General features: G+C 24.4%; 13 protein-coding genes. 6 read left to right on the top strand and 7 right to left on the bottom strand.

Going from position 1 to position 16,891, the window contains the following annotated elements; genetic code table 11:
* The 7 genes from BFL38_RS01690 to rfbF are packed head-to-tail and all read right to left on the bottom strand — an operon-like array spanning position 1 to position 8,385.
* Positions 1 to 1,200 carry a class I SAM-dependent methyltransferase gene (locus BFL38_RS01690; protein WP_069725435.1) on the bottom strand — a complete coding sequence of 400 codons (1,200 nt, stop codon included), beginning with the start codon at positions 1,198 to 1,200 and terminating at the stop codon, positions 1 to 3.
* A 56-nt stretch (positions 1,201 to 1,256) separates the two neighbouring features.
* A complete protein-coding gene (locus BFL38_RS01685; RefSeq protein ID WP_069725434.1) occupies positions 1,257 to 2,609 on the bottom strand; it encodes a class I SAM-dependent methyltransferase in 1,353 nt (450 codons plus the stop codon).
* Between the two features lie 3 nt (positions 2,610 to 2,612).
* Entirely contained in the window at positions 2,613 to 4,397 is a 1,785-nt protein-coding gene (locus tag BFL38_RS01680; RefSeq protein ID WP_069725433.1) for a thiamine pyrophosphate-binding protein, read from the bottom strand.
* Positions 4,398 to 4,405: 8 nt separating this feature from the next.
* On the bottom strand, positions 4,406 to 5,230 hold the full coding sequence (locus tag BFL38_RS01675) for a hydroxymethylglutaryl-CoA lyase-like TIM-barrel protein (RefSeq protein WP_069725432.1): 825 nt from the start codon (positions 5,228 to 5,230) through the stop codon (positions 4,406 to 4,408).
* The gene (gene rfbH / locus BFL38_RS01670) at positions 5,230 to 6,537 is read right to left on the bottom strand and encodes a lipopolysaccharide biosynthesis protein RfbH (RefSeq protein WP_069725431.1); all 1,308 of its coding nucleotides are present in this window, start codon (positions 6,535 to 6,537) and stop codon (positions 5,230 to 5,232) included. The genes BFL38_RS01675 and rfbH overlap by 1 nt, the downstream gene beginning before the upstream one ends.
* 13 nt (positions 6,538 to 6,550) lie before the next feature.
* Entirely contained in the window at positions 6,551 to 7,612 is a 1,062-nt protein-coding gene (gene rfbG / locus BFL38_RS01665) for a CDP-glucose 4,6-dehydratase (protein WP_069725430.1), read from the bottom strand.
* Positions 7,594 to 8,385, bottom strand: coding sequence for a glucose-1-phosphate cytidylyltransferase (gene rfbF / locus BFL38_RS01660; RefSeq protein ID WP_069725429.1), 792 nt, complete (start codon positions 8,383 to 8,385; stop codon positions 7,594 to 7,596). The genes rfbG and rfbF overlap by 19 nt, the downstream gene beginning before the upstream one ends.
* A gap of 220 nt (positions 8,386 to 8,605) precedes the next feature.
* On the opposite strand from rfbF, the gene BFL38_RS01655 reads away from it, so the two are divergent.
* The 6 genes from BFL38_RS01655 to BFL38_RS01630 are packed head-to-tail and all read left to right on the top strand — an operon-like array spanning position 8,606 to position 16,891.
* On the top strand, positions 8,606 to 9,814 hold the full coding sequence (locus BFL38_RS01655; protein WP_069725428.1) for a glycosyltransferase family 2 protein: 1,209 nt from the start codon (positions 8,606 to 8,608) through the stop codon (positions 9,812 to 9,814).
* Positions 9,815 to 9,818: 4 nt separating this feature from the next.
* Positions 9,819 to 11,567, top strand: a complete 1,749-nt coding sequence (locus tag BFL38_RS01650; RefSeq protein WP_176720532.1) for a glycosyltransferase — start codon at positions 9,819 to 9,821, stop codon at positions 11,565 to 11,567.
* Complete coding sequence (gene wecB / locus BFL38_RS01645) at positions 11,564 to 12,682, top strand: non-hydrolyzing UDP-N-acetylglucosamine 2-epimerase (protein ID WP_069725426.1); 1,119 nt, start codon at positions 11,564 to 11,566, stop codon at positions 12,680 to 12,682. The genes BFL38_RS01650 and wecB overlap by 4 nt, the downstream gene beginning before the upstream one ends.
* Positions 12,683 to 12,687: 5 nt before the next feature.
* On the top strand, positions 12,688 to 13,791 hold the full coding sequence (locus tag BFL38_RS01640) for a radical SAM protein (RefSeq protein ID WP_069725425.1): 1,104 nt from the start codon (positions 12,688 to 12,690) through the stop codon (positions 13,789 to 13,791).
* Complete coding sequence (locus BFL38_RS01635; RefSeq protein WP_069725424.1) at positions 13,788 to 16,064, top strand: glycosyltransferase; 2,277 nt, start codon at positions 13,788 to 13,790, stop codon at positions 16,062 to 16,064. The genes BFL38_RS01640 and BFL38_RS01635 overlap by 4 nt, the downstream gene beginning before the upstream one ends.
* Complete coding sequence (locus tag BFL38_RS01630; protein WP_069725423.1) at positions 16,061 to 16,891, top strand: dTDP-4-dehydrorhamnose reductase family protein; 831 nt, start codon at positions 16,061 to 16,063, stop codon at positions 16,889 to 16,891. The genes BFL38_RS01635 and BFL38_RS01630 overlap by 4 nt, the downstream gene beginning before the upstream one ends.

Genomic DNA, 16,891 nt, shown 5'->3' with positions numbered 1-16,891 from the left:
TTATATTATTATTATTCTACCATTAATTTTATTAGATTTTAATAAGAAGTCTCTTATTTCATTTTCAAATATTGGAGAAGATATAATTATATTCACATTGTAATTATATTTTTTTAAAAAATCAATATTTTCATTTTCTACAGTATAAACAGGTATTTCTTTACCATTAAATATTTTTATATAAAATCCTTTAAAAGTTGGATTTCTATCTATAACACCAACTATATCTATATTATTAAATATTTTATCATTCATTAATATACGTCTTCCATAATATCCTAATCCATATAGTAATACAGGATAATTATTATCTATATCCAATTTAAAATTATTTTCTATTTCATATGATTTTTGTATATATTCTTTTACTAACTTTATTCCATTATTATCTTTAACTATTTCTAAAGAATTATTTTCATTATTTTTAAATACTGAATATAAAATAGGATATTTTTGATTATTAGGCATATAAAAATATGAAGAATTTGTATCAAGAATATCAAAATTATCAAATAACATATTTAAAGTATTTTTTGAAAAATGATTTATATGCTCAAAATTAAAATAATAAAAAGGTTTATAAAAATATTTCGAATAATATTCCAAATTTGGAACTTCTACATATAACAACCCATTTTTACTTAAACAATTTTTTAATATATTTTTAGCTAATTTTAAATCCCATATATGTTCCAATACTTGAGAAACCATTATAACATCAAAAGTTTTACCAAATTTTTCTATATCAAAAATAGTACCTATATTTGAAATGATATTTTTTTTATGCAATATGGAATGGCAATTTCTTTCCGGTTCTATACCATAAATTTTATTATATCCTCTTTCTCTAAAACGATTTAATAATCCTCCCTTTGCACAACCTATATCTAATATATAAATATCTTTATTTTGTATAAATTTTTCAATAATATCTATTTGAAAATCATATCTCTGAATATCTGTTATTCTATTCCCACCTGTACCAGCTGAAGCTGTTGATGATGTTTTTATAGAGGCATAATGTTCATTATAATCATATTGATTATAATCATTATTATCAAATATAAAACCACACTTATTGCAAAAAACTATATAAGAATTTTCTAAAATTTTTTCTTGATAAGACTTTGCCAATTTTAACTCATATAATATCTCATAATTTTTAGCTCCACAAATTGGACATATCCTAGATAATTTCATTTATAAATCCTTAAGGTTTTATTTTTTTATATAAATTTACGATAATAAAATAAAATCTATGCTACTTCTTTGTAGTAATTATTAAATATTAGCTCTGCTCTGCTCTGCTCTGCTCTGCTCTGCTCTGCTCTGCTCTGCTCTGCTCTGCTCTGCTCTGCTCTGCTCTGCTCTGCTCTGCTCTGCTCTGCTCTGCTCTGCTCTGCTCTGCTCTGCTCTGCTCTGCTCTGCTCTGCTCTCAATTCATATATTTTTCCATTAAAATTTAAATCATTTAACAAATCTTGTTTAATAATTTCAGAATATAAGACGGATGTTATTATAACATTATCAGTATTTTTAAGTATATTAGGTGTAAATACTTCTATTTTATTACCTTTATGATCAATAATCTTCTTACCAGCAAAAGTCTCATTCTTATCTATTATACCATCAATATTACAATTAGAAAAATATTTTTTATCTAATAATATCCTTCTTAACAATGCTCCAAATCCCCAACAATAAGTTAACTTAGTATTATCTATATTATCTATATTATATTTATCTATTTTATTACTATAATTTATATATTCTTTCATTTTATTTATAGCTTCATTATCTTTTAATTTGTTAACAATTTTATTGGTTACTTTTTTAAATATACCATATATTATATATGATTTTATATTTGAAACATTATCAAAATAAAATGAATCTTTTTCTACTAATTTAAAGTTATCAAATAAATATTCTAATGTAATTAATGAAAAATGATTTATATGCTCCAAATCAAAATAATAATATGCTGCTAACTTATTTTTTATATACGATGTACCATCAGGAATATCTATATATAATATACCATTATCATTTAATATATTCTCTAATATATACTTTACATTTTTTAAGTCATATATATGCTCTAAAACTTGGCTTAATATTACAACATCAAATTTTTTGTCAATATTTTTTAAATCAAAAATACTAGAAACTTCTCCCCCTATATTATATTGTTTCAGATTTTCTATAGCTTCCTTAGAAGATTCAATACCATATAGATTACGATATCCTCTATTTTGAAAAGTTCTTAGAAGTCCTCCCTTAGCACAACCAATATCAAGTATACTACTATCTTTACAAATAAATTTTTCTATTCTATCTATTATAGCATTATATCTTATCTTATCTAAATTTGACAATCCACCAGCACCTGAAGTAAAATTAGATGAATATTTTGTAGTATCTGAATAATATTTATCATAATCTTTTTGAGTCCAAGTTGTATTATTAAAAATAAATCCGCAATTATTACAGGCAACTATATCATAATGTTCTGGTACAAATTCATCTTTAGCTTTAGCAAAATTTATTTCATAAAGATTTTCACCTTTTTCACAATTACATATAGGACATATTCTTTGCAATACCATAAATTATCCTTTATAAATATTTTCACCTAATTCTTCTTTAGAAAGTAGGGGAGTCATATCTTCTAATGAACGGCTTACCATTTTACCATTAGGAAGTTCCTTAGATGAAATTTTTGGCAAAAATAAATAATCTTTTTCTAAGATTACATTACAAAATATGGGACCATTTATATTTAAAATTTCATCCAACATATTATTAATATTTTCTTTTTTATCTATACAATAATATTTCAAATTAAATGCCTTAGCAATAAATTCCCAGTTAGGAAAAGATACACCAGAATTAAAATCACAACCTGTTCTTCTTTTGAAGAAACTATCTTGTGTTTGTCTAATGGAAGCATACTCATTATTATTATATAAAAATAGCTTAATATTCAAGTTGTAATGAGAAATAGTTTGAAGCTCTTGAATATTCATCATTAAACTTCCATCACCTTCTAAACAAATAACATTTTTATCTTTAGATGCAACTGCTGCACCAATAGATGCCGGCAAACCAAATCCCATAGCAGCACATCCTGAATTACAAAACATTCTGTTATTTTCCTTTACTATACCTACTTGAAATAAAGCTAAACTAGGCGTAGCATTTGTACAAGTTACTATATCATCATTTGATAATTTATTTGTTAATTCATAAGTAAAATAATAAGGATTTACATCATTAGAAACTGTATATTCATCTAAAAGTTTTGAATATTTATTTTTTATATTTAAAGTCCATTCTCTCCATTTGGTGTGTTTATTTACTTCAATATTCTCTAATGAATCATTTAAAGTATTAATAAATAAATGCACATCATTATTAATTTTTAATGTATAATTTATAGTAGGCTTATTAAGTTCAGCATTATCTATATCAACAGCTATAATATGTTTAGCATTTTTAGCAAAATTTTCATAATTATAGCTAATTTGTCTTATATTATTTCTTGAAGCCAAAGACAATACAACGTCAGCATTTTGTAAAATTATATTTCCATACCTATTACCAATAGTACCTATACGACCAACATAATTTTTATTATCTGTAGGAATTATATCAAATCCATTAAAAGTTGATAATACAGGAATATCTAGTTTATCTATTAACTTATAAAATTTCTTTATAGAATTAGAAAGTCTTATACCATGACCTGCTATAATAACAGGAGATTTTGCATTCTGCAATATATTTATAACTTCATCAATTTGTTCTTTTATAATTGGAGTATTTATGTTTTCTATTTTATATTCTTCTAAATTATTTTCATCAATAACTGAAGCCTGAACATCCAAAGGAACATCCAACCAAACAGGACCTTTTCTTCCAGATTTTGCTATATGTATTGCTTTCTGTATTTCATATTTAATTCTTAATGGATCTTTAACCATAGAGGCATATTTAGTAACGGGCTTAACTATATCTATAATATTTATTTCCTGATCGCCAAGCTGTCTTAAATTAAGTTCTCTACAAGACTCTATTGTAGTTTCAAATTTAACCTGCCCTGAAATATATAATACAGGAACAGAATCTAAATATTCTCCAATAACCCCAGTTAATGCATTCGTTCCTCCAGGCCCAGTAGTAACATTAACAACAGATAAATTTCCATTAATCCGGCTGTAACCATCAGCAGCTATTGCACAAGCCTGTTCATGATGGCAACATATAACATTAATATTTTTATTATTACCAACTGAATCATTAAGATGCATAGCACCTCCGCCGGAAACCATAAATACATCTTTTACATTGTATTCTTCATTTAGAAATTTAAATATAAAATCAGAAACCTTCATAAAAAACCCTATAGAACAGCTGCTGTACTCTTATTGTATTTAATTAAATTTTGTATAAGCATAGTTTTTAATCTAGTCTGTTCATATCCAGGGTTATAATTATATTTTCTTAAAAAATGCTCAGTAGATAGATTACCATCATGCCATTTTCCACCAAGTCCCATCATAGTAATATCAGTATATTTGCATCCATAATGCAAAGCTACTTCCAAAAGCATTTCAGCTGTACCATTTTTATCATGAAAATGCATACCTGCTTCAATACCTTCTTCACGGCATGCTTCTAATGTATTTCTAACATATTCAGTGGTAAAGATACTTTCTGTATCAGCAAAATATATGACTGGTATTTCATGCTGTTTAGCAAATTTAGCAAATTCTCTATTTTTATCTATTGTATTATGACCAGAACTTGTAAAATTAATAAACACCTCATAACCTAAATCTTTAATTTCTTTTACATGCTTTTCTAAAACTGAGAAATCTGTTTCACTAGATCTTGTAAGTATTCTAACTGCATCTATAACCGTTTCTTTTCTTGGAAGCAATTCACTTAAAGGTCTTTGAATATCTCTCATAGCAGAAAGCTTAACTGTATTTTTTGTAATTGAAAAAATATTTTTTATTTCTTCATTATCTAAACTACAATAACGGAAATGTCCTCTGTTAGGATCTGCTTCTTTATTATGGAAAAAACCTAGTTCTAAATAATCAATACCAGCAGATTGAGCAAATTTATAATAATCTCTGCAAAAGTCTTCATCAAAAAACCAACCTGTTTGATATCCAGCTTCTCTAAATGTACAATCAAATACTGTAATATTCCCTATCATTATTTTCCTCCTAAATTTGATATAAACTCTCCAATAATAAGTTCAACATAATCAATCATAGAATCATCAATTCCAGGATAAACCCCAATCCAAAAAGTATTATTCATAATAAAATCAGAATTTATCAAATTTCCTATTACCCTATAATTTCTTCCAATCATATAAGGCTGCTTGATAATATTACCAGCAAATAATAATCTAGTACCTATTTTATTTTTATTCAAATATTTTACTATATCATTTCTTGTAAATGGAGCATCTTCTTTAACACTTATAAGAAACCCAAACCAAGAGGGATCACTATTTTCTTGTTCCTTAGTCAGAATTAAATATTTACTAAATTTTTCTAATTTATTTTTTATTTTTTTAAAATTTTCTTTTCTTTTTAGTATAAAACTATTTAACTTTCTAAGCTGAGCAACACCGCATGCGGCCTGCATATCCGTAATTTTTAAGTTATAGCCTAAATGTGAATATGTATATTTATGATCATATCCCTCAGGTAAATCACCTAGTTTTTGTGAGAATCGCTGTTTGCAGGTATCATCACATCCCGGAGCACACCAACAATCGCGTCCCCAATCTCTAATACTTTCCATTGCTTTTTTTAAAATAGGGTTATCTGTAAGAACTGCTCCGCCTTCACCCATAGTAATATGATGTGCCGGATAGAAACTTAATGTAGCAATATCTCCGAAAGTTCCAACTTTTTTATTATTGTAAGTACTTCCCAACGCATCACAGCAATCTTCTATAAACCATAGATTATATTTATCACAAAATTCCTTTACTTTTTGTATATTAAAAGGATTTCCTAAAGTGTGTGCTAGAATAATGGCTTTAGTTTTATCACTTCTAGCTTTTTCTAATTCATCAACATTTACATTATATGTTTCTAATTCTACATCTACAAACACAGGTACTAAATTATTTTGAAGTATTGGATTAACAGTTGTTGGAAAACCTGCAGCAACTGTTATAACTTCATCTCCGGCTTTTAATGCCCTATCTTTTAATAAATGGCTTGTTAATGAAGTTACTGCAATTAAGTTTGCTGAAGAACCTGAATTACAAGTCAAAGCATATTTTAGTCCGAAAAACTCTTTTAAACCTTTTTCAAATTCATCATTATATCTGTATGTTGTAAGATGAAAATCTAAAGCACTATCAACTAATGCAGCAACATCATCTTCATCAAATATTCTTCCAGAAACAGGTACAGAACTTACTCCTTTTACAAATTCTTTAGGAGCATATTCTTTTCTAGCATATTCTCTAACCATTTCTAATAATTTATTTCTATCCATACTTTATTGACCTTCAATTAATATATTCTTTTATTTGTTTATTAGTTATTATATTTAAATCATTATTATTTAAATATTCTTTATACCAAATAGCAGTTTGTTTTATAGCTTCTTCTGTACTAAATCTCTCATTCCATTTTAATTCTTTTCTTGCAAGAGATGAATCTAATCTAAGCATATTCATTTCTTTTTTATCTGTATCTTGAATATTTATTTTATAACTACCTTTTCCAATATTATCTATAAAAGATTTAGTTATATACTCAACAGTAAATTTATTTCCTTCATCTATAGGAGCGAAATTATAACTATCAGACACATCATTTTTATTAATTATATTATAAGCAAGTAATAAATAACCGTAGAGAACATCAAGTACATGCTGCCAAGGTCTCACACTATTAGGATTTCTTAATTCTACAGGAATATTTTTTTCTATAGCCCTCACAATATCAGGTATTATTCTATTATCAGCAAAATCCCCGCCACCTATAACATTACCTGCTCTTACGCTAACTATATTTAAATCTTTAAAAAATGATTTTTTATAACTTTTTATAGCTATTTCAGAACAAGCCTTAGAGGCTGAATATGGATCATGACCGCCTAAAGAATCATTTTCTCTATATCCCCAAACCCATTCTTTATTATCATAAACCTTATCAGTTGTAATCATAACTGCACATTCTAAATTATTTAATTGCCTCATAGCTTCCATTAAGTTAATAGTACCAATAACATTAGTTTCAAATGTATATAATGGATTATTGTAACTATCTATTACTAACGGCTGCGCTGCTAAATGAAAAATTATATCAGGATTAATATCTAAAACTATTTTTTTTATATTATCTACATCTCTAATATCTAATATATATGAATTTAATTGATTATCCAGACCTAACAAATTATATAGAGACAAATCATTAGCTTTTAAAGATATTCCGCTAATATTAGAACCTACTTCTAATAATAATTTTGAAAGCCAGGCTCCTTTAAATCCTGTATGACCTGTAATTAAAATATTTTTATTTTTAAATATCTCAAATATTGTTTTTATTCCCAAAGTTTCCATGGAGCATTGCCTTTATTCCACATTTCTTCTAGTATAGATTTATCTCTTTGAGTATCCATACACTGCCAAAAACCTTCATGTCTAAAAGCCATAAGCTCATTATCACTAGATAATTTTCTTAAAGGTTCCTGTTCAAATACTGTACTATCATCTCCTAAATAATTAAAAATATCATTATTTAATACAAAAAATCCTCCGCTTATATATGCATTATCTCCTCTAGGTTTTTCTATAAAATTTGATACACTATTATCACTTTCTATTTTTAAAGCACCAAATCTAGCAGGAGGATAAACCGCTCCAACAGTAGCTATTTTTTTATGCTTATTATGAAACTCAATTTCATCTTTTATATTAATATTTGAAACTCCATCGCCATAAGTAAAACAGAAACTTGGCTCATCTTTTAGATATTGGTAAGCCTTCTTTAACCTTCCACCTGTCATAGTACTTTCACCTGTATCTACAAGCTCTATAACCCAATTTTCTTCTTCAAAAGAATTTTTATCTTTTTTTAATGAAATAGAATTATTATTTTTAAAATCTATTTTCATATCATATAAATGTCTTCTATAATTATCAAAAAACTCCTTAATCATATAGCCTTTATATCCAAGAAGTACTACAAAATTATTAATTCCAAAATATGAATAATATTTCATTATATGCCATATAATTGGCCTTCCGCCTATTTCTACTAAAGGCTTTGGTCTTATTGTTGTCTCTTCACCTAACCTTGTACCAAGACCTCCAGCTAATATAACAGCCTTCATTAATTAACCTCATACTATAAACATAATTATAATTAGTGGAATTATAATATTAATAATTCAACTAATTGAATTATTATAACTTATAAAATATAAATGTCAAGAAATAAACAATATATTTTATTACTTATAATTAAATATAATTTCATATTTATTATAACTATATTTAATTATAATCAATATCATTTTCTGATAATTATAATTATGTTAATTTAAGGTTTATATGTGCAAAATTAATTGTTTCTTTTCAATAATTATACCTGTGTATAATACTGAAAAATATTTAAAAAGGTGTATAAACAGTATTATAAATCAGACATTTACCAAATTTGAAATAATAATAGTTAATGATTGTTCTAATGGTAATTGTGAAGAAATTATAAATTCATATAATGATAATAGAATAATATATATAAGGCATGAACAAAATAAAGGTACATTATCAGCAAGAAAAACTGGAAGTATAGAGGCTAGAGGTTATTATATAACATATATAGATCCGGATGATGAATTAAATTTAAATGCATTAGAAAATGTATTTAAGACTATAAAAGATAATGATTATGATGTAATTCAATTTAGTGTAAGATCTGTATCGTCAAATCCAAATAAAAAAGAAAAATTAAAAGAAGAAAAAAGAGTTTCTTGGTATCTTTCAACTAAGAGAAGCAATATAGATAATAATTATTTGCTAAATGAAGTTCTAAATGAAAAAATATCCCATAATGTATGGGCAAAATTTTTTAAATCTTCCATAGTAAAAAAGGCTATTATCTATATACCTGATAGTCATATAACATTTGCTGAAGATATGCTGCAATGTTTAATCTTTTTCTATTTTGCTAAAACATATAAAGCTATTTATGATGAATTATATATATATTATTGTGATATAAGCTATAGCAATAAAACTACAGATTATCTAACAGAAGAAAAATTTAATAAAATGTGTATGGATTCAAGAAATTCATTAGATGAGTTTTATAATTTTTTGATAAAAATGAATGATAATATTTTATATAAATATGATTACATGAAATTAGCATACAATCAATATAAATTTTTATTATATAAGATTAATAATAATAATGAATACATATCTATATTAAATAAATACTTTGATAAAGATTTTTTAGAAGAATACAATAAATATAAATATCATTATAATTATTATTTAAAAACAGAAGAAAGACTAAAAGTTATAAATAATAAACTATTACCTTATTTTTTCTCTATAATATTAGATGGATTTTACACAAATATTAGAATATTCGGTATTAATATAAATATTAAGAATAATAAAAATTATACTACCCCCGTAGTTATAACTTTTAGTAATATATTGAGAATTCTGTTTTCTATACAATTTTCAAACGAAAATACAAAAATAAATCTTTTAGGATTTAATTTTGTAATTGAAAAGCGAGGATGATATTGTGATAAAATCTAATCCTTTAATATCAATAATAATACCTGTTTACAATGGTGAAAATTACATAGAAGATTCTATAAGTAGTGCTCTTAATCAAACTTATAGAAACATAGAAGTGATAGTAGTTGATGATGGTTCTAAAGATAATACAGCAAATATTATCAATAACTTTTCAAGTAAAATAACTTATATTTATAAAGATAATGGAGGAGTATCCAGTGCATTAAATTGTGCCATAAAAGCAGCAAAAGGGGATTATATATCTTGGTTATCACATGATGATATTTACTATCCTAATAAAATTGAAGAAGAAGTAAACGAATTAAAAAATACTGATGAAAAAACAGTAATATATTCTGGTTTTGAATTTGTTAATGAAAAACTAGAACTTATAACAGCATTTGAAAATTCATCTAAAACAGAATATAGAAGATTAAACAATAATTTTTATTCTATATTACTTTCTGATATTGGCGGATGTACATTACTAATTCCTAAAGTTGTTTTTTCTAATGTTGGTTTCTTTAATGAAAATCTTTTATGCGTGCAGGATTATGATTTTTGGTTTAGAATGTTCAAACATGGATATAAAGTTAAATATATACCTAAAGTTTTATTGCAATATAGAATCCATAAAAAACAAGATAGTAATTCAAAAAAAGATTTATTGAGAAATGAAGGAAATAAACTGTGGATTAATATCCTAAAAAATATAAATGATGATGAATATCAAAGTATATTTTTTAATAGATATAATGTTCTTAATAAAATAAAAAACAGAATGCAAAATTCTGTTTATGATAAATTGATAGACTTTATAAATACTGAACTTGAAATATATAAAGAAGATAATAAGCAATATTATTCCAATAATAATAAAATCTCTATCATTATTAATATTTATAATAGAGATTATGATAATATTAATTCTATTATTAATTCTATTATAGATCAAAATTATAATAACATAGAAATAATATTTATAACAAACAATAAGTTGAATGTTAATTTTAATATGGAGTATAAAATTTTTAATCCTGAGAAAAATAATAATATTTTAGATATAATAGATGGGAATTTTGTACAATTTATAAATAATAATGAAATTTTACTCAAAGATAAATTACATTCACAATTTAATGAATTTATAGAAGATCCGTCTATAGATATATCATATTCAAATTATTATTTTGAGAAAAATAATAAGAAAATATACCCAAAATTAGAATCGTTAAATTTTAATGAAGATAAACAATTTGAAGATATGTTATATTTCTGGGATAATCCAATATATATACCATTATGCAGCATGCTTATAAAAAGAAAAGTATTTGAAAAAATAAATATGATATATGACAATGACTATAATATTATTATGCAGTTATCTTTTTATGGAAAAATGAAATTTATAAATAAATACTTTTTCTATTATACTGATGATTTGCAAAATACAAATTATTATATCAAAGTAGAAAATGAAATTAATGAGAATAAATATATAGTAGATAGATTTAAAGATTATATATTATTAGATAATTTTTATTTATACAGAAGTAAATTTTTGAAATACTACTCATTAAAAAATTTAGATAAAAAAAGTACATGCCATCTATTCAAAATAGAGTTTAATGTAAGTTATTTATACATAAACATCTTCAACATAAGAATAACTTTAAAAAGAAGTAAAAAAATTTTCTATAGAATATTTTTATTATTATATCTATTACTAAACAAAAACAGGAAAAAGAAATGAAAGTAATGACTATACTTGGTACCAGACCTGAAATAATAAAACTTACACAAGTTATAAAAGAATTAGATAAATATACTGATCATATATTAGTTCATACCGGACAAAATTTTGATTATGAACTTAATGAAGTCTTTTTCAATGATTTGGAATTAAGAAAACCTGATTACTTTCTAAATGTTGCTGATTCAACATTATCAAAAACGATAGGAAATATTATAGCAAATTCTGATGAAGTTATGGAAAAAGAAAAACCTGATGCATTACTTTTATATGGTGATACTAACTCATGTCTTTCTATAATACCAGCAAAAAGAAAAAAGATACCTGTATTTCATATGGAAGCTGGAAACAGATGTTTTGATGAAAGAGTTCCTGAGGAAATAAATAGAAAAATAGTAGATCATTTAGCAGATATTAATTTAGTAATTACTGAACAGGCTAGACATTATTTACAAAGAGAAGGTATAGCCTCTGAAAGAATTATTAAAATTGGTTCTTCTATGAAAGAAATATTTGAAATATATAAAGATAAAATTAATAATTCAAATATATTGGATAAATTATCATTAGAGAAAAATAAATATTTTGTAGTTAGTTCGCATAGAGAAGAAGTTGTTGATATAGAAGCTAATTTAAGATCTTTAATAGAATCATTAAATGCATTATCTGAAAAATATGATTATAAAATAATATTTTCAACTCATCCTAGAACTAGAAGACTTTTAGATAAATTAAAAAACATTAAAGTTCACAATAATATTATTTTTTCTAAACCATTTGGATTTTTTGATTATATAGCATTACAAAAAAATTCTTTCTGTACTCTTTCGGATAGTGGTACAATAACAGAAGAAAGTTCTTTATTAAAATTTCCTGCAGTAACTATAAGAAATGCTCATGAAAGACCTGAAGGTAATGACGAAGGTACATTAATAATGTGCGGATATAAAAAAGATAGAGTATTAAAAGCTGTTGAAGTTGTTACGGAACAATATAAAAATAATATGATGCCAAAAACTGTAGAAGATTATGATGTTGATAACTTATCTATGAAAGTAGTTAGAATAATACTTGGATATACTGAATACATTAATGATAATATTTGGAGGAAATAATAAAAATGAAATTATTTGATTTATTTAAAAAAAATAAACTATCAAATTTAGAGTCAGAAGAATTAAAAAAATATCCTGAAAAAATATCAATAGTTAACTTTAATAAAAAATGGGAAGGAAAAGAAATTTGGCACTGCGATGTATTCACTAAATGGATATTATTTAGCTATAATACAATAACTTTTTGTTGTGAAGGAAGACCAATAAAAAACTTAAAACCTTATAATGAAGAACGACTGAACTTATCTAAGTATATACAAAAATTAGATGAAGTATTAGAAGATATGCAAAAGGATAATAATCCATGTACAGGATGTAGAAATTTAGTAAAAAAAATATTTCCAAAATATAAATTATCAGAACAAATAGAACTATTTACAATAGCACATTATACAAAATGTCATATTAATTGTGCTTATTGTTTTCTAGAGCATAAAAATACAGATATGCAATATAATGCTGAAGAAGCAATACAATATTTTAGAGATATGAATATGGTAATTCCTCATGCACATGTTGCTTGGGGGGGGGGGGGACCTACAGTTAGTAAATATTTTGAAGACAATATTAAAAATATTTCAAGCTTTGGTTATAATCAATTTATTAATACTACAGGAATAATATTTTCTGAAAATATTATGAATGGTTTAGAAAATGGAAATATTGAAGTTAGAATTTCTGTTGATTCTGGTACACCAGAAACATTTAAAAAAATTAAAGGTGTAGATAAATTTGATATTGTTTGGAATAATATTAAAAAATATTGCAAATTTCCAGACAGAGTACAAGCTAAATATATTTTATTTGAGTGGAATGCAAATGAAAATGATATAATAGGTTTTGTAAAAAAATGCAAATGGGCTGGTGTAAAAAATATTATTCTAGCTCCAGAAATGAATGCAGAACATTCATTTCCAAAACCTCCATCTAAATGGAATATGAATGATAAAAAAGTTACAGATATGGCAGCTCTATTAGAATACTTATGTATAAAAAATAATATTATTCTAAATCAAACTGACGGACTAGTCTTCACAGAACAACATAATATAGATATAAAAAAAGAATTTGATAGATTATCATCTAATAATACAGGAGAAAAAGTATGAATTTTAATCCATTAGTTTCAATAGTTATACCAGTATATAATGGCAGTAATTATGTTAAAGAGGCAATAGATAGTGCATTGGCACAAACTTATAACAACATAGAAATAATAGTAGTAAATGATGGATCAAGTGATAATACAGAAGAAATAGTAAAATCTTATGGAGATAAAGTAAGATATTTCTATAAAGAAAATGGTGGTACGTCAACAGCTTTAAATTTGGCAATAAAAAATATGAAAGGAGATTATTTTTCTTGGCTTTCACATGATGATATGTATTATCCTGATAAAATAAAAATAGAAGTTGAGGAGTTATCAAAATTAGATAATAAAGAAACTGTTATAATGGCGGATGTAGAAGGAATAAATGAAAAATATGAAACGGTATATAAAACAAATTATATAGATCATATTAATGCTTATCCCCCAAGAGCTAAATCAATGTTACATCCTATAATATATAATCAAACACATGGATGTACATTATTGATAGCTAAAACTTGTTTTGATAAAGTAGGTTTATTTGATGAAAAAGTATTAATAGCTCAAGATTTTGAATTTTTTTATAGGCTTTTTAAAATTTTTCCTCATAAATTAGTGAGTCAAATATTAATTAAAGCAAGGCATGTATCTACAAGTCAAGGAATGAGAGCAGGGGAAAAAAGAAATATAGAATATTCAAAATTATTTATTTCTATAATGGAAAATTTCACAGAAGATGATTTCACATTATTGGCAAAAACTAAACTAGACTTTTATACAGAAGTGGCAGAATTTTATAATACAGTTGGATATACAATAGCTTTAGACTATGTACATAAAAAAGTTATGAAAAATATACAAATTAATGTTACAGATCTTATAGGAAATAAATTTAATGGTTATGATTTACATTTATATTTAAGAGATAGAAATATAGACTCTGATTATTTAACATCAATAAAAGATTCTGATGATATACATACACACAAATATTTTGATATTATGAATATACCTAATACTGAAAATTTTATAAAGAGTGAATTTTTTCTTCATTCTGAATTAATTCATATGCATATAATACATAATGCTCTCAATAATATAATTGATTTAAATTATCTGCCAATTATGAGTAAATTAAAACCTATAATATGGTCTATTCATGATCCATGGGTACTGGGGGGACATTGTGTTTATCATTTTGATTGTGAAAAATGGAAAGACCATTGTTATGACTGTGATTACTTAGATAAACCATTTATAATTGAAAATGATGATACAGCATTTAAATTTGAAATTAAAAAACAAGCTATAAAAGATTCTAATATAGTAGCAATTGTTGCCTCAAAATGGATGGAAGATAAATTAAAAGAATCGCCTATATGGAAAGATAAAAAAATATATAGAATTCCATATGGTATTAATCAAAATATATTTAAGCCTAGAGATATTAATGAAGCTAAAAGAGAATTAGAAATACCTGAAAATTCAATCACATTGATGTTTAGGGCAGATGCAGGTCCTTTAAAAGGTGCTGATATTATAAAAAAAGCTTTAAAAAATATAAAAACAAATAGTCAAATATCATTAATTATATTGGGATTTGAAATTGATAAATTTAAGGATTTAGAAAGCAATTATAATATAAAATTCTATAATTGGATAAAGGATGATAATTTTATAGCTAAATTATATCAAGCATGCGATATATTTTTGATGCCTTCCAGACAAGAAGCTTTTGGAGCTATGGCAATAGAAGCTATGAGTTGTGGTAAAATGGTTCTTTCTATTGAAGGTACATCTTTACCTGAAGTTATAAATTCTCCAGAATGTGGATTAGCCTGTAGAGAAGAAGAATATACTAACAAATTGCAGTACTTTATAGATAATTTAAATGAAGTAAAAGAAAGAGGTAAAAAATCATTAGATTTTGCTATAAAGAACTATAATAAAGATATTTATATTGATAGAACAATTGAAGTATATAAAAAAACAATAAGTGAACATAAAATAGACAATGAATATGGCTTAATTATAAAACAACTTAAGCAAAATTATATAGAGAAAGTAAAAGAAAAATTAATGAAAGATTATATTGATAATGTTAATAATAATGTTAATAATAATAATGTTAATAATAATAATGTTAATAATAATACAAGTAATAATTATTATATTAATAATTCACCAATTAATAGTAATAATATATTTGGAATTTATATTATAAACAATAAAAAATATTTTATTATCAATATTTTAGGAATAAAAATTACAATTAAGAAGAAAGCAAAATGAAAAAGATTTTAATATTAGGTGGAACAGGGATGCTTGGCAATACAGTTGTTAGGCATTTTATAAAAAATAAAAATTATGATGTCTATTTTACATATAGAAATGAGAAAGTAGCTTTTGATAATTTTGATAAAAATAAAGGCATTAAATTTGATTCACTTACTGATAATATAAATAATTTTAATATAGATTTTGATTATGTTATCAATTGTATTGGTATCATAAAGCCTTTTATGTTTAACAATATGAGAGATTCTATATTTATAAACTCTATATTACCATGGAATGCTGCTAATTGGTGTAAAGAAAATAATATTAAATTTATTCACATAACTACAGACTGTGTCTTTGATGGACTTAAAGGTAAATATAATGAGCTTGATGAACATAATGCATTAGATGAATATGGAAAATCTAAATCTTTAGGTGAACCTAGAGGAAAATGTATGATATTGCGTACAAGTATAATAGGTGAAGAAATACATAAAAATGCTAGTTTAATTTCTTGGGCTAAATCACAAAAAGGAAAGTCTGTAAATGGATTTTTAAATCATTTTTGGAATGGTATTACAACAAAACAATATGCAATAATTTGTGAGAAAATAATAGAAAATAATCTATATGAAGAAGATTTATTTCATATACATTCTAAAGATATAGTAAGCAAATATCAAATGTTAGAATATTTTAATAAGAAATATGATTTAAATCTTAAAATAAAACCATATATAACTAATACTATATGTGATAGAAGTTTATCATCCATTAAAAAATTATGTAGTAAATTAAATATACCTACAATAAAAGAACAAATAAATAATTTGGAGTGA

The sequence above is a fragment of the Brachyspira hampsonii genome (genome assembly GCF_001746205.1).
GTDB classification, from domain to species: Bacteria; Spirochaetota; Brachyspiria; order Brachyspirales; family Brachyspiraceae; genus Brachyspira; species Brachyspira hampsonii_B.
The sequence above is the reverse complement of the archived record's forward strand: the minus strand, read 5'-3'. Positions and strand labels throughout refer to the sequence as shown.

Coding starts and splice junctions, on each gene's coding strand:
- BFL38_RS01690 (WP_069725435.1), bottom strand. CDS start 1,200: ATGAAATTATCTAGGATATGTCCAATTTGTGGAGCTAAAAATTATGAG.
- BFL38_RS01685 (WP_069725434.1), bottom strand. CDS start 2,609: ATGGTATTGCAAAGAATATGTCCTATATGTAATTGTGAAAAAGGTGAA.
- BFL38_RS01680 (WP_069725433.1), bottom strand. CDS start 4,397: ATGAAGGTTTCTGATTTTATATTTAAATTTCTAAATGAAGAATACAAT.
- BFL38_RS01675 (WP_069725432.1), bottom strand. CDS start 5,230: ATGATAGGGAATATTACAGTATTTGATTGTACATTTAGAGAAGCTGGA.
- rfbH (WP_069725431.1), bottom strand. CDS start 6,537: ATGGATAGAAATAAATTATTAGAAATGGTTAGAGAATATGCTAGAAAA.
- rfbG (WP_069725430.1), bottom strand. CDS start 7,612: ATGGAAACTTTGGGAATAAAAACAATATTTGAGATATTTAAAAATAAA.
- rfbF (WP_069725429.1), bottom strand. CDS start 8,385: ATGAAGGCTGTTATATTAGCTGGAGGTCTTGGTACAAGGTTAGGTGAA.
- BFL38_RS01655 (WP_069725428.1), top strand. CDS start 8,606: ATGTGCAAAATTAATTGTTTCTTTTCAATAATTATACCTGTGTATAAT.
- wecB (WP_069725426.1), top strand. CDS start 11,564: ATGAAAGTAATGACTATACTTGGTACCAGACCTGAAATAATAAAACTT.
- BFL38_RS01640 (WP_069725425.1), top strand. CDS start 12,688: ATGAAATTATTTGATTTATTTAAAAAAAATAAACTATCAAATTTAGAG.
- BFL38_RS01635 (WP_069725424.1), top strand. CDS start 13,788: ATGAATTTTAATCCATTAGTTTCAATAGTTATACCAGTATATAATGGC.
- BFL38_RS01630 (WP_069725423.1), top strand. CDS start 16,061: ATGAAAAAGATTTTAATATTAGGTGGAACAGGGATGCTTGGCAATACA.